The sequence below is a fragment of the Brachybacterium epidermidis genome, from assembly GCF_015209585.1.
Classification (GTDB): domain Bacteria; phylum Actinomycetota; class Actinomycetes; order Actinomycetales; family Dermabacteraceae; genus Brachybacterium; species Brachybacterium epidermidis.
Genome location: NZ_JADEYR010000001.1, coordinates 185,589 through 199,453, shown reverse-complemented (window position 1 = coordinate 199,453; position 13,865 = coordinate 185,589). Strand labels below are relative to the sequence as shown.

Annotated in this window: 12 protein-coding genes; 9 read left to right on the top strand and 3 right to left on the bottom strand. The window is 70.1% G+C overall.

Features of this window, described 5'->3' with window-relative positions; all coding sequences use genetic code 11:
• Positions 1-122: 122 nt before the first annotated feature.
• On the top strand, positions 123-983 hold the full coding sequence (locus IOE58_RS00940) for a YwaF family protein (protein WP_228018439.1): 861 nt from the start codon (positions 123-125) through the stop codon (positions 981-983).
• Here IOE58_RS00940 and IOE58_RS00935 read toward each other — a convergent pair.
• Positions 962-4,192, bottom strand: a complete 3,231-nt coding sequence (locus tag IOE58_RS00935; RefSeq protein WP_193864555.1) for a GH92 family glycosyl hydrolase — start codon at positions 4,190-4,192, stop codon at positions 962-964. The two genes, IOE58_RS00940 and IOE58_RS00935, sit on opposite strands and share 22 nt — an antisense overlap.
• Positions 4,193-4,333: 141 nt before the next feature.
• Here IOE58_RS00935 and IOE58_RS00930 point away from each other — a divergent pair, with 141 nt between their 5' ends.
• Complete coding sequence (locus IOE58_RS00930; protein ID WP_193864554.1) at positions 4,334-4,828, top strand: nuclear transport factor 2 family protein; 495 nt, start codon at positions 4,334-4,336, stop codon at positions 4,826-4,828.
• A gap of 25 nt (positions 4,829-4,853) precedes the next feature.
• Here IOE58_RS00930 and IOE58_RS00925 read toward each other — a convergent pair whose 3' ends face one another.
• Complete coding sequence (locus IOE58_RS00925; protein WP_193864552.1) at positions 4,854-5,378, bottom strand: O-acetyl-ADP-ribose deacetylase; 525 nt, start codon at positions 5,376-5,378, stop codon at positions 4,854-4,856.
• Positions 5,379-5,486: 108 nt separating this feature from the next.
• Between IOE58_RS00925 and IOE58_RS00920 the strand changes: the two genes are divergently transcribed.
• From IOE58_RS00920 to IOE58_RS00890, 7 genes are all read left to right on the top strand, one after another.
• Complete coding sequence (locus IOE58_RS00920; RefSeq protein ID WP_193864550.1) at positions 5,487-6,131, top strand: mismatch-specific DNA-glycosylase; 645 nt, start codon at positions 5,487-5,489, stop codon at positions 6,129-6,131.
• Positions 6,132-6,299: 168 nt separating this feature from the next.
• The gene (locus tag IOE58_RS00915) at positions 6,300-6,440 is read left to right on the top strand and encodes a hypothetical protein (protein WP_193864549.1); all 141 of its coding nucleotides are present in this window, start codon (positions 6,300-6,302) and stop codon (positions 6,438-6,440) included.
• On the top strand, positions 6,437-7,708 hold the full coding sequence (locus tag IOE58_RS00910; RefSeq protein ID WP_259891178.1) for a YeiH family protein: 1,272 nt from the start codon (positions 6,437-6,439) through the stop codon (positions 7,706-7,708). The genes IOE58_RS00915 and IOE58_RS00910 overlap by 4 nt, the downstream gene beginning before the upstream one ends.
• A gap of 160 nt (positions 7,709-7,868) precedes the next feature.
• A complete protein-coding gene (locus IOE58_RS00905) occupies positions 7,869-8,198 on the top strand; it encodes a plasmid stabilization protein (RefSeq protein ID WP_193864548.1) in 330 nt (109 codons plus the stop codon).
• A gap of 261 nt (positions 8,199-8,459) precedes the next feature.
• Entirely contained in the window at positions 8,460-9,839 is a 1,380-nt protein-coding gene (locus IOE58_RS00900) for a TerC/Alx family metal homeostasis membrane protein (RefSeq protein ID WP_193864547.1), read from the top strand.
• A gap of 219 nt (positions 9,840-10,058) precedes the next feature.
• Positions 10,059-11,015, top strand: a complete 957-nt coding sequence (locus IOE58_RS00895) for a TIGR03885 family FMN-dependent LLM class oxidoreductase (protein WP_193864545.1) — start codon at positions 10,059-10,061, stop codon at positions 11,013-11,015.
• Between the two features lie 66 nt (positions 11,016-11,081).
• On the top strand, positions 11,082-12,776 hold the full coding sequence (locus IOE58_RS00890) for an alpha-amylase family protein (protein ID WP_193864544.1): 1,695 nt from the start codon (positions 11,082-11,084) through the stop codon (positions 12,774-12,776).
• Positions 12,777-12,858: 82 nt separating this feature from the next.
• Here the strand turns inward: IOE58_RS00890 and IOE58_RS00885 are convergent, their stop codons facing one another.
• Positions 12,859-13,812 carry an ImmA/IrrE family metallo-endopeptidase gene (locus tag IOE58_RS00885; protein ID WP_193864542.1) on the bottom strand — a complete coding sequence of 318 codons (954 nt, stop codon included), beginning with the start codon at positions 13,810-13,812 and terminating at the stop codon, positions 12,859-12,861.
• Positions 13,813-13,865: the final 53 nt, after the last annotated feature.

Here is a 13,865-nt window from a genome sequence, read left to right as displayed (position 1 = left end):
CGCCCGGGCCAGCATGTTCACCATGACCATTCGGTCCGGGAATCGGGGGTCCGCATCTTCTCCGGGAGCGGCCCCAGGAGTGATGCCCTTGCCACGTGGCCCGGCAGAGGCATACTCGCCCCATGACTCCTCCTCCCCTGGGTCGTATGGCGCCGTACGGCGTCGAGCACATCACCGTGCTGATCCTCATCGTCCTGTGCTCGGTCGCCCTGGTGCTGTGGGCCCGGCGCACGGACCCCGCACAGGTCGACCGCGCGCTGCGGGTGGCCGGTTGGGTGCTGCTGCTCAACGCCGCGCTGTGGACGCTGTGGGGGTTCATGCCGTGGGCGTGGAACATCGACGAATCCCTGCCGCTGCACTTCTCCGATGCCCTGAGGTACCTGCTGCCGGCCGCGATGATCCTGCGCCGCCCCTGGATGATCGTGGTGGCCTGCTACTGGGGCCTCACCCTGAACATGCAGTCCGTGCTCACCCCGGATGTGAACTACTTCGTCTGGGTGCCGCTGGAGTTCTTCCAGTACTGGATCTCCCACGGCAGCGGCGTCGTGGTCCCCGTGGTGCTGATCTGGGGCCTGGGGTACCGGCCCACCTGGCGGGGGTACGGCTTCTCCTACGCTGCCACGCTGGGATGGGCCACCCTCGCCTTCACGGCGAACATGACGATGGGGACGAACTACGCGTACCTGAACCGGGCACCGGCCGGTCCCAGCATCCTGGATCTGATGGGCCCCTGGCCGCAGTACCTGCTGGTCGAGGCAGCGGTGATCGCGATCGGCTGGGCACTGCTGACCCTGCCGTTCGTGCTGCTGGGCCGCAGGCAGGGCACCCCCGCCACGGGCACCGGCGGTCTGATGAGTCGCGCAGCTCGGGCTTCGGCAGGGGGCTTGCCCACGCCGGCCTCGCAGCAGGCACTTGACAGGACGGGGCCCGGCGGGGCGGTCGACGCGAAGGCCCCGGCGGGTCAGAGCAGCAGTTCGACCTGAGCCAGCCGCAGCGGGCCCTCGGCGGCGATCACCACGATGCGGTGGTGGGTGCACTCCTGCGGCGAGGCGATCTCGAAGGGACGGGTCTGCCGCCGCCAGCGGAAGTGCTGATCGGAGCGCTCGTCCAGCAGCGTCCAGCTGGAGCCGTCGTCGGATCCCTCGAGCCGCCACGCGATCGGGTCCCCGCCCTCCTCGGCACCCGAGGTGAGCGTGAGGAAGCGCGCCCGGCCGGGGCCCGGCAGCCGCGGAAGGTCGATCACGCAGCTGGCGGTGTCCCAGTGCCGCTCCGTGCGCGAGTCGTCGTCCAGAAGCGGGTCCTCGGGATCGGTCTCCAGCAGGTCCACCAGGGCCTCGGGGTGCCCGCCCTCGGGGGTGGGCGAGGGGGGCACCTCGCCCCAGTCGCCGGGGTCGGCGGCGAGCGTGAACCTCAGCTCTCCGTGCAGCTGCGCGTGCTCGATCGCGGCGACGCTGTGCTCACGGCCGCGCACGGTCAGGGAGGTGACGTACGGATGCGCGGGTGCCTGGCCCTCGGCCACCACCGTGAACGCGGCGCCACCGAGGGGGCGCACCTCGGCCCGGTCGAACAGTGGTGCCACCACGTGGTACCGACCGCTGGCGAGCTGCAGGGGGTACAGGCCGAGCGCGGTCAGCAGCCACCAGGCGCTCATCTCGCCGTTGTCCTCGTCCCCGGGGTAGCCCTGACCGATCTGCTCGCCCACGAACAGCCGGCGCTGCACCTCCCTCACGATCTGCATCGCGCGGTGCGGGGCTCCGGCGTGGTGGAACAGGAACGGGATGTGGTGGGAGGGCTGGTTGGACATCCCGAACTGGCCCATCCGCACGGCCCGCGCCTCGTCCATCTCGTGGATGACGTGGCCGTAGATGCCCTTGAGGTCGGCTCGCTCCGGGGTCGCGAAGAACTCCTCGAGCTTCTCCCACAGGCCCTCGCGACCACCGTGGAGGTCGGCCAGCCCCTCGCCGTCGTGCGGGGCGTGGAAGGCGAAGTTCCAGCCGTCGGTCTCGGTGAAGTCCCCTCCCCACACGCACGGATCGAAGTCGTCGGGCCCCTGGGAGAAGGAGCCGTCGGGCCCGCGCCCCTGGAAGAACCCGATGCGCGGATCGAACAGCAGCACGTAGTTCGCGCTGCGAGCGCGCAGGTAGGCGGCCTCCTCGCGGAGCGTCCGGCGGCGCTGCTCGGGCAGGTCCTCGTCGGCCGCCAGCAGCTCGGCCTGGGCGGCGAGCCCCGCGTCGTTGATGTGCGCCTCCAGGGCCCAGGAGACCGATTCGGGGGTGTCGGTGTCCACGTACCCGGTGAACACCGCACGTTCATTGCCCTTGCGGCCCACCTCGGCGAAGGGCGGGGTGACGGTGGCGTTGCGCAGCCCGGCCTCATAGGTGCCCAGCGGGTCCGGCAGGGGCACACCCTTGACGGCGGCGTCGGCGAAGGCGATGTCGGAGCTGGTGCCGGTCATGCAGTCGGCGTACCCGGGTGAGGACCAGCGGGCGATCCAGCCGCCCTCGCGGAACTGCTGGACGAAGCCGTCGACGAGCTCCGCGCACAGCTCCGGGTACAGCAGCGCGTAGGCGGGCCAGGCGGTGCGGTAGGTGTCCCAGAAGCCGTTGTTGACGTGGATCCTGCCGGGCAGCACCTGCGCGTTGGTGCGGGTGTCGGTGGCGTTCCCCTTCACCGGCAGCACGGGGCTGGCGTGCACGGGGACGGGTCGCTCGATGGTGCCGGCGTTCTCCCAGTGCGAGTTGGGGTAGAGGTTCAGCCGGTAGAGGTTGCCGGCCAGGGTGCGGCGCTGGGCCGGGGTGGCGTGCCCGACCCTGATCACGTCCAGCCGCTCCTTCCAGGCGGCGTGGGCGGCGGCCCTGACCTGCTCGAGGCTGCGACCCTCGACCTCCTGGGCGTAGGTGCGGCGAGCCTGGTCCCGGCCGATGAAGCTGGTGACCAGCCGCAGGGTGACCCGCGTGGTGCCGGGAGCGAAGGTGAGCAGGCTGGCGCCGGGGTTCGCGCCATCGGCGGGCTTCACCGTCGCCGGGGCCGGGTCCAGCTGCGCACTGATGTACATGCGGGTGGCGCCATCGGCGCGGGCGTAGCCCTCCGCGAGCCCGGAGTCCACCCAGGCGTGCACAGAGCCGTCGAGCACGGCCCCGGCCGCATCGATCCGGGCATGCTCGTCCACCCCTTCCAGCAGCAGGTGGGCGGGCTGGCCATCGGCGGGGAAGGTGTACTCCTGGATCGAGCCGTGGTCAGTGGGCGCCAGCCGCACACCGATGCCGCCGTCGAGCTCGACGGCGTACAGGTCCGGCCGTGCTGTCTCACGCGCGTGGTCGAAGGCGCGGGCGCGGGCCTGCGGGGAAGCATCGGGGCCCTGGCCCTGCAGGGGCATCACCACGAACTGGTTGCGGTCCCCCATCCACGGGCTGGGCTGGTGGGAGATGCCGATGCCCTGCAGGCGCGGCCGGTTCTGCCCGTCGTTGGCGCGGTGGTACTCGTACACCCAGCGCCGGGTGCGGGCATCGGTCATCGGGGTGAAGAAGGCGAAGCCGTTGGGCCAGGCGGTCAGCGGCAGGGTGTTGCCGCGGGAGAAGTCCCCGGAGGCGTAGGTGCCGCGGCGGGTGTCCACCCAGGCAACGGGATCATCGAGGGGTGGGTCCTGCGGGACGGGCGCGAGGTAGGGGCCGTCGATCCAGGTGACGAGCTCACTGCTGCTGCGCGCATCCTCCTCGTCCGCGGCGTCCTCCGTGCCCTCGATGAGCGGTGCCGGCGGCGGATCGGCCACCAGCAGCACCCGGGCGATGGTGCGGCCTGCCGCGGCCTCGAGCCCCACCTGGACGTCGTTCCACTGATCGGCGTAGAGGATCCTCCCCTCCCCCATTCCGCGTGCCGTGGCCTCGGTGCCGTACTGGTCCACGGGCCCCAGTTCGGATAGACGGGTGCCGTCCTCGAACTGAAGATCCACGGCCACGTACGTGGCGCCCCAGGTGAGACCGGGGTCCAGCTCGGGGAACAGGTAGCAGCGCAGCACATCGTCTGCACCGACCGTGCGGCCCCGGAGATCCCCCGCGCCCGGCATCGGAGGCAGTTCCTGCTCTAAGCGCTCCCCGGGCCGGGTGCGACATCGCAGCGCCGACTGCGCGACGAAGCCTGCACCGTCCTTGCTGGTGGGTGATCCGACGGGGCCGGCGGCATCAGTGGCGATCATCGCTCCAGGCTAGTCAAGCGCGTTCGGCCTGACGGAGACCGCAACGCACGGATGGGGATTTCTCCCCATCCGGTCCCGGTGTACGACGGACTCCGGTGCGGAATACTCGGTGCAGTGCATTCCGCATCATGAGGAGACGACATGAGTTTCGCGCAGCCCCACCCCGCGGGTCCTGCCGGTTCACGGCCCGGCAAGGCCAAGCGGCCCACCTGGCACTGGGTCGTCCTGGGGGGCTGCTCCCTGCTCGCCCTGCTGATCGCACTGGGCGTGGCCGGCCTGGTGGGGTACCAGATCCTGAACCGCGGCAATCCCCAGGACACCCTCGAGAACTTCTACACCTCGATGGAGAACGGCGATTGCCGGCTGTTCGAGGAGTCCACCACCGAGGAGTACCGCCAGACCACCCAGCTGGACGACTGCGCGACCTTCGAGACGATGACCTCGCAGATGGGTGCGCTGGACTACACGGTCGATGAGCGCGTCAACCGCCAGGGCTACGCGATCTTCGAGGTCACCGAGACGTACCAGCGCGACGGCCAGGACGTGGAGGCGCAGCTGCGGTTCTACGTGCGTCGCTTCGAGGGCGGCTGGTTCGTGGACGGCGTCGAGGTGGTCGACGCGCCCACCACCGGCTGAGTCGGCCCGGGCCGCCGGCCCGGGGTCAGGAAGCCTCGAGCCGGGCCCGGAAGGCCCGCTCCGCTGCGGTGCCGAACGGCACCAGCACCACCGCGTCCACGACGTGATCGACCTCGGGGGCGGTCTCGCGGATCGTCTTCACCGCGATGCGAGCGGCATCGTCGATCGGCCAGCCGTACACGCCGGCGGAGATCGCGGGGAAGGCCACGGAGCGGGCTCCGAGGTCAGCGGCGGTGCGCAGCGACTCGCGGTAGCACGACGCCAGCACCGCGGAGCGGTCCTCGCTGCTCGAATGGACCGGCCCCACTGTGTGGATCACCCACTGCGCCGGCAGGTCGCCGGCCGTGGTGGCGACGGCCTGACCTGCCGGCAGGCCATCAGGCAGGGCGCTCCCCCGCAGCTGCCGGCAGGCGGCGAGGATGCGGGGGCCTCCCCGCCGATGGATGGCGCCGTCCACGCCCCCACCGCCCAGCAGTGAGGAGTTGGCGGCGTTCACGATCGCGTCCACTGCGACGGCGGTGATGTCCCCGGGCTCGATGCGCACGTCCATTCTCTCAGGGTAGCCAGGTCCGGGAGCACGGCCGAGGCTCCGGGGGCCGGCCCTGCTCAGCCCGGAGCAGCTGCCCGGGACTGGGCAGGCCCGGTCTAGGGTCAGAGCATGCGCACCCGACGCCCCTCCCCGCTCCAGGGCCGACGACCCACGCGCGAGGACCTGCAGCGGTTCGCCACCGATGACCCGCAGGCGATGGACGACGTGCTGCCCCCGCTCGGGGATCCGCTGCGGCTGCTGATGGTGGGGATCAACCCCGGCCTGTGGACGGCTGCCGTCAATGCTCCCTTCGCCCGGCCCGGCAATCGCTTCTGGGCCTCCCTGCACCGCGCGGGCCTGACGGGGCACCTCATCGACGCCTCCTGCGGGCTCGACGAAGCCGATGGGCGGGAGCTGACATCACGGGGAATCGGCATCACCAACCTCGTGGGGCGGGCCACCGCCCGCGCCGACCAGTTGGACGTGCACGAGCTGCAGGAGGGCGGCCGGCACCTGGTGGAGCGGGTGGAGCACCTGCGGCCGACGGTGGTCGCCGTGGTGGGCATCACGGCCTACCGCAGTGCGTTCGGCCTGCCCCGGGCGCAGCTGGGCAGGCAGGGGTCTCCTCTTCCAGCCGCCTGGCCTACCGGCACGGACCTGTGGGTGGTGCCGCAGCCGAGCGGACTCAACGCCCACGCCACCGTCGAGTCCCTTGCCCGTGACTGGCGTGCGGTGGCCCGGGCTGCCGGTGTCGCGCACGCGAACAGCACATGACGGCGGGCGAACATCCGGTGAGACCCGGATGGACACCGGACCGCATGGCGGAGTGCGGCGCGGAACGGGGGCGCTCCATGACCTACAGTGCGAGGGATCGTTCCGCGGTGGCGGCCGCCCGTCCTCACGGGTCCGGCCGGACGCCCCGCCTCTGACCGAGGAGCACTGGTGAACAGCAATAGGCGTCCAGAGTCACCTGATGACCACAAGCGGTTCTCCCTGAACGAGGACTGGGCAGCCACCCTGGTGGGTCTGCTGCTGTTCGCCGCCTGCATGGGCGGGCTGATCTCCCCGGAGTTGATCCCGTGAGCGACTCCCGGCATCAGGATCAGGGCATCACCGCCACCGAGGCCTCCCCGCTCGCCCACCGCGACGAGACCGCAGCGCCTCCCCCAGCATCCGCCACCGGTGTCGGCTCCCCAGCAGCCACCGTCGCTGAGGCGACGCCGCGCAGTTCCCTGCCGTGGACCATCGCCGGGCTGGTGATCGTGGTGGCGCTGGCCGGGATCGTGCGGCTGCTGACCGAGTGGCTTCCCGGCGCCACCGAGGGCACCGGCTTCGGGAAGGTCGCGAAGTCGATCGAGTACCCCGTCTACGCGATCGCACTGGGTTTCCTGGGCAACGCCGTGCTCTCCCTGACCGGGGTGCGGGACCGGATGACCGCCGCGTTCCGCACCGAGTTCTTCATCAAGATCGGGCTGGTGCTGCTGGGCGCCACCATCAACTTCGCGGTCGTAGTGCGTGCCGCAGGACCGGCCGTGCTCCAGGCCATCGCCCTGATCACCGTGGTGTTCCTGTTCACCTGGTGGTTCGCCGGGCTGCTGGGCATCGACGACCGCCTGCGAGCGCTGCTGGCCAGCTCGCTGTCGATCTGCGGGGTCTCCGCGGCGGTGGCCGCCGCGGGCGCGGTGCAGGCGAAGAAGGAGCAGCTCGCGTTCACCGCGACCCTGGTGATCGTGTTCGCGGTGCCGTCGATCTTCCTGCTCCCCTGGTTGGCGAACCTGATGGGGCTGCCCGATGCTGTCACCGGCGCCTGGATCGGCGGCAACATCGACACCACCGCAGCCGTGACGGCTGCCGGAGCCGTTGCCGGTGAGCAGCCGCTGCAGATCGCCTCGATCGTGAAGGTCACCCAGAACGCCCTGCTGGGCGTGGTGGCCGTGCTGCTGACCCTCTACTTCGCGGTGAAGGCTGCACCCGCCGGCGCCTCAGCCGGGACCGAACCCGCCGCTGGCCAGCCGGCCGCACCGCCGCGCTTCGGGGACCGCGCGTCACTGGCGATGCTGTGGCAGCGCTTCCCGAAGTTCGTGCTGGGATTCATCGTCGCCTCGATCATCGCGACCGTGCTGGCCGAGTCCGTCGCGGCCGATGTGCTCGAGCCTCGCCTGGACGCGGCCAAGGAGCTGCAGACGTGGGCATTGACCCTCGCGTTCGTGTCGATCGGGCTGGAGTTCAACGTGTCCTCCGCCAAGGACGCGGGCTGGAAGCCAGTGCTGGTGTTCTTCGTCGCGACCCTGGTGAACCTGGTGGTGGGCCTGGGGCTGGCACTGCTGCTGTTCCGCAGCTTCACCTTCTGACCGATCGGAGCCTCGGACCGACGATCGGATCCGGGCGCTGCCTCGGAGGTGATCGCCCTGGGTCCGGTGCGCTTCGGAGCCCCTCGGATGTACGCGGTCTACCCTGGGAGGACACACCGGGCCCGCTCCCCGTGGGCCCGCCGAGCAGGGAGGGGCCGCCATGCCGGAGGGCTGGAGCAAGAAGCGAGAGCGCCAGTACGAGCACATCAAGGACGGGCTCGAGGATCGCGGCGAGAGCGAGGACACCGCGCAGGAGATCGCCGCCCGCACCGTCAACAAGACCCGTGCCCAGCAGGGCGAGGCGGAGCAGTCCAGTCCCACCTCCACGAAGGACAAGTCCCCTGCCCAGCGCGGGGGCGAACGCTCCGGCTCCGGCACCCAGGGACGCACCAAGGACCAGCTCTACCAGGACGCCAAGCGCCAGGGCGTCGAGGGCCGTTCCTCGATGAGCAAGGCAGAGCTCGAGGAGGCGCTCGAGGACCGTGACTGACCCGGACGCGCCCGCGGCGCCCCGGCCCGGTCGGGCCGGGGTGCCACGTGATACCCGTTTCAGTCGACCTGAGCTCATTTCGCGGTCGGGGCCCTCGCTGTAGACTGCGTCGGGCATCGGGGGAGTATCCCTAACGCTGTGCCCGTCAGCACGAAGACCGTCGTCGGCCTTCCGGGTGCAGCGGCCCGCCGGTGAGGATCCCCTCCTCGCCCGCGGGTGGAGAGACCCGGGTCCCTCCGTCGAACCCGGAAAGCAGAACTCGTGAGCGTCTCCCCCCTGATCTGGATCATCACCGTCCTGGTGATCATCGGCCTGCTGGCCTTCGACTACATCTTCCACGTGCGCAAGGCGCACATCCCCACGCTGCGCGAGGCCGCGGTGTGGTCCGCCATCTACCTGGGGATCGCCCTGGTGTTCGGCGTGATCCTGTGGTTCTTCACCCCCGGCCACGAGATGGGCACCGAGTACTTCGCCGGGTACATCACCGAGAAGGCGCTCTCGGTGGACAACCTGTTCGTGTTCCTGGTGATCATGTCCGCCTTCCGGGTGCCCCGCGAGGACCAGCAGAAGGTGCTGCTGTTCGGCATCACCTTCGCGATCATCGCCCGCACGGGCATGATCGCCGGCGGCGCCGCGATCATCGACAACTTCTCCTGGGCGTTCTACTTCTTCGGCCTGATCCTGCTGCTAACCGCCGGGAACATGCTCAAGCCGGAGGACGACGACAAGGACGAGGCCAACAACTTCGTCATCCGGATCGCGAAGAAGCTGCTGCCCACCACGGACCACTACGACGGGGACAAGCTGTTCACCCACGTGGACGGACAGCGGATGATGACCCCGATGCTGCTCGTGATGGTGGCCATCGGCGGCACCGACATCCTGTTCGCCCTGGACTCGATCCCCGCCATCTTCGGCCTCACCCAGAACACCTACATCGTGTTCACCGCGACCGTGTTCTCGCTGCTGGGCCTGCGTCAGCTCTACTTCCTGATCGACGGCCTGCTGGATCGCCTCGTGTACCTGTCCTACGGCCTGGCGGCGATCCTCGCCTTCATCGGCGTGAAGCTGATCCTGCACGCCCTGCACGAGAACGAGCTGCCCTTCATCAACGACGGCCAGCCCGTGCCGGTTGTGGAGGTGACCACGACGCTGTCGCTGTCGGTGATCATCGGCATCCTGGCCTTCACCATCGTGGCCTCGCTGACCAGCCGCAGGGGCCGCGCCAAGGCGGCGGTCTCCAGTGCCCGTCGCGACGCCGACTCGTACCTGCAGATGACCTACACCTCCTTCGAGGAGGAGCGCGAGCGCATCTTCCGGCGCATGCTGGAGAACGAGCAGACCATCGCCAACCTCCCGCCGAAGTACCAGGACCTGCTCGAGGAGCGCGACCAGAAGCCGCTGACCGAGCTGCTGCGCGAGGCGCACCTGGTGGCCGACAAGCGCTCCGCGGACCGCGAGAAGGGCGTGCGCACCGACACCAGCCCGGAGGGCCTCGAGCTGGCCGCCATCCGCGCTGCCGGTGACGCTGACAGCACGGCCCAGGACGCCGCACTCGGGGCGGACACCAACCCCGGCTCCCGCGGGAGCCACGAGCCCGACGCCCCCGCCGACGTCGACGGGCAGCGCAACCACCCCTGATCCGGCATGACGGCGGGCACGAGTCGGCCCTCGTGCCGCTCGCTCAGGACGGCCCCTGCACTCCGGTGCGGGGGCCGTCGGCCCATCTCCGAGCAGCTGGGCACCCAGATGGACGGCGGAGACCGCGGCGAGGATCCCCGGGCGATGCGCATGCCGATGAGAATGCCGGTCACACCCGGATCCGTGATGCCGTTCACCGGTTTCTGCTAGACACGGACCATGACCGTCTACGGCTTCCACGCCTCCCACGAGCAGATCTCGCCCCGGCAGCTGCTGGCCGACGTCCAGCTGGCCGAGCAGGCAGGCTTCCAGGCCGCCATGTGCTCCGATCACCTCGAGCCCTGGTCGAAGCGGCAGGGCCATTCGGGGCTCGCCTGGTCCTGGCTGGGCGCGGCCCTGGCCACCACCGAGCTCAGCTTCGGCACCGTCAGCGCCCCCGGACAGCGGTACCACCCGGCGATCGTGGCCCAGGGCATCGCCACCCTGGGGCAGATGTTCCCGGGCCGGTTCTGGACCGCCCTGGGCACCGGCCAGTACGCCAACGAGCACGTCACCGGCGAGGGATGGCCCCGCAAGGAGGTGCGTCAGCAGCGCCTCGAGGAATGCGTGGAGATCATCTCCCGGCTGCTGGACGGCGAGACCGTCTCGCACGACGGCCTGGTGACGGTGGACCAGGCCACGGTGTGGGAGGTGCCCGATCCGAAGCCCAAGCTGATCGCCCCGGCCATCAGCGTGGACACCGCCGTGCGCGGGGCACGCTGGGCCGACGGCCTGGCCACCGTCAACCAGCCCCCCGAGAAGCTCACCGAGATGCTCGATGCCTGGGAGAACGCCGGGGGTGCGCCCCACCGCATCCTGCAGGTCCACCTGAGCTGGGCGCCCACGGAGGACGAGGCACAGGCCATCGCCTACGAGCAGTGGCGCTCCAACGTGTTCACCTCGCCCGCCAACACCGATCTGCGGGTGGCGGACTACGACGCCGTCAGCGAGGAGGGCGTCCCCGCCGAGCGCGTGGCCGGTGCGGCGCTGATCTCCTCGGACCTGGGCAGGCTCACCGAGCAGATCCATGGCCTCGCCTCGCTGGGCTTCGATGCGGTGTACCTCCACCACATCGGCCAGAAGCAGCGCGGATTCATCGAGGCCTTCGGCGAGAAGGTGCTGCCGCAGCTGCGCTGAGTCCCCACCCGTTCAGGTGGAGTCCCCTCCGATCCACCAGCCCCCGTCACGACCTGAGGAGCGATCATGCTGAAGACCGAGACCGCTGACAACTGGTGGAAGACCGCCGTCGTCTACTGCCTGGACATCGAGAAGTACTTCGATGCGAACGACGACGGCACCGGTGACATCGACGGCCTGTGCCAGCGCATCGACTACCTGGCCGAGCTCGGCGTCACCTGCCTGTGGCTGATGCCGTTCATGCCCACCGAGGGCCGCGACGACGGCTACGACATCACGGACTACTACGGCGTGGATCCCCGTCTGGGGGATCACGGCGACATCGTGGAGCTGATCCGCACGGCGAAGGATCGCGGGATGCGGGTCATCATGGACCTGGTGGTCAATCACACCTCCCACAAGCATCCCTGGTTCGTGAAGGCGCGATCCTCGAAGAGCAGCCCCTACCGCGACTACTACGTGTGGCGCGACCATCCGCCCGAGGACACCTCCGAGGATGTGGTGTTCCCCGATGCGGAGAACTCGCTGTGGACCCTCGATGAGAGGACCGGCCAGTACTACCTGCACAACTTCTACTCCGAGCAGCCCGACCTCAACATCGCCAACCCGGCCGTGCAGGAGGAGATCGCCAAGATCGTCGGCTTCTGGATGCAGCTGGGCATGGACGGATTCCGGGTGGACGCGGTGCCGTTCTTCATCCAGGAGCGCGGCATCCCGCAGGAGTGGACCGACGTCTACTCCGACCCCCACGACTACCTGCGCGAGCTGACCTCCTTCATGAAGCGCCGACGGGGCGATGCCATGCTGCTGGGCGAGGTCAACCTGGAGTACCCCGACCAGATGGAGTTCTTCGGCGGCGAGAACGGCGATGAACTCAGCATGATGTTCGACTTCGAGCTGATGCAGCGGATGTATCTGTCCCTGGCCCGACAGGACGCCACGGAGATGGCGCGCACCCTGAAGCGCCGCCCGCAGCTTGCCAGCAACAACCAGTTCGCGAACTTCGTGCGCAACCACGACGAGCTCACCCTGGACAAGCTCAGCGACCAGGAGCGGCAGGAAGTGTTCGACGCCTTCGGGCCCGAGGAGGACATGCAGCTGTACGACCGCGGGCTGCGGCGTCGACTGCCCCCGATGGTGGACGGGGACCCGCGGGCGATGCGCATGGTCTACTCACTGCTGTTCGCCCTTCCGGGCACGCCCGTTCTGTTCTACGGCGAGGAGATCGGGATGGGCGAGAACCTCGAGATCCCCGGTCGGCTCGCGGTGCGCTCCCCCATGCAGTGGACCAGTGGCAAGAACGGCGGCTTCTCCACCGTGGCCCCTTCGCGGCTGGTCGCGCCCCTGACCGGGGGCGGGTACGGTCCCGAGCACGTCAATGCCGAGGACCAGCGCTCCGACCCCGACTCGCTGCTGTCGTTCGTGAGCCTGCTGGCCCGCCGCTACCGTGAGTGCCCCGAGGTGGGCATGGGCGATGCCGAGGTCCTCGACCACGAGGCACCCTCCGTTCTGGCCCACCGCTGCACCTGGAGTCCCTTCGGCGGCGGCAACGCGAGCTCCGTGCTGGTGCACAACCTCTCTCCCGAGGCCACCTCCATCACGGTGACGCTCGAGGACGTCGAGGAGGGCACCGGGGTGCTGGACCTGTTCAGCAGTGACCGGTACGAGGTCACCAAGGGAGGCAAGCTCGCCCTGGAGGTGGGGGCGTACGGCCACCACTGGTTGCGCATCCTCCTGCCCGGGGACCGGCGGCTGCACTGATCGAAGGGCTGATGCTCGCCGTCCTGTTCGGCGGTGCCGGCCGCGCTGGTGATGGTGGGTGTCTCCTCGATTACCGGCGGGGTCATGCCCACGCGCCGAGGTCCAGCTCCTCCTGGTGCGGGCCGTGGGCCGGGGAGTCCGTGATGGTCTGTCCGGTGCGCAGCAGCCGAGCCAGCTGGGCGAGCCCTCCGGCCATCGACTCGATCCTGCCGGCGGCCGAGACCACTGCCTGCAGGGAGAAGGGCGGCACGGTGCCGTCGGCCTCCACATAGCCCGCCAGGTACTCCCCGGCGGGTGAGTCGATGCCGAGCCGCGCGGCGAGCAGCCAGGCCACGATCTCCGCCTCGAACTCGCGGCTGTGCAGGTCCAATGGCCTGCCGGGCCGCACCGTGGACTCCGTGCGGTGCTCGAGATGCCTGGCGAACACGTGCCCGAGTTCGTGGAACGCCGTCACCAGGCGGGCCGTGGGGTCCAGCTGGGAGCTGACCACCACGGCGTGCCGCAGGGGGACGGAGCGGCGGGCGCCCTCGCGCGTGAGCGGCGGATCGATCGGCTCGACGGTCCCGGCGAGCTGCGAGCCGACGGCCTCCTCTCGGTAGAGGACACCGGCCTTGGGCAGCAGGGAGGTGAACGCGGTCAGGCCCTCCTCGGTGATCGGACCGTCGATGCGGAAGGGGGCGAGGGCGCCCTCCGGGACGGGCTGTCCGTCGGTGTCGGCGATGTCGTACACCAGGTCCACCGGCCCGAAGGGCCGCAGGATGATGAGGGGCCTGGCCCCGGGCAGCACGCGGCGGTGGAACTCGCGGGCCCACACGCTGCGGGAGGCCACGTAGTGGGCGCCGGGACGCTGCAGCTGCACGAGAGCGGCGTTGTAGGGACCGAGCATCGGCAGTCGGGTGAGGAAGGCGCGCAGTTCGCGCAGGTCGTCGGCCTCGCTGCCGCGCTGCGACTGCTCCAGCAGCTCGTCCAGCCCCAGCAGCTCCTGGGGGTTCAGAGCGGTGCCCTCCCCGGGGTCGAGATCATCGTCGATGCCCATGATCTGAGGCTACGCCAGGTGGGCCGGCCGCCCCGGCAGGCGGGCAGGAGATT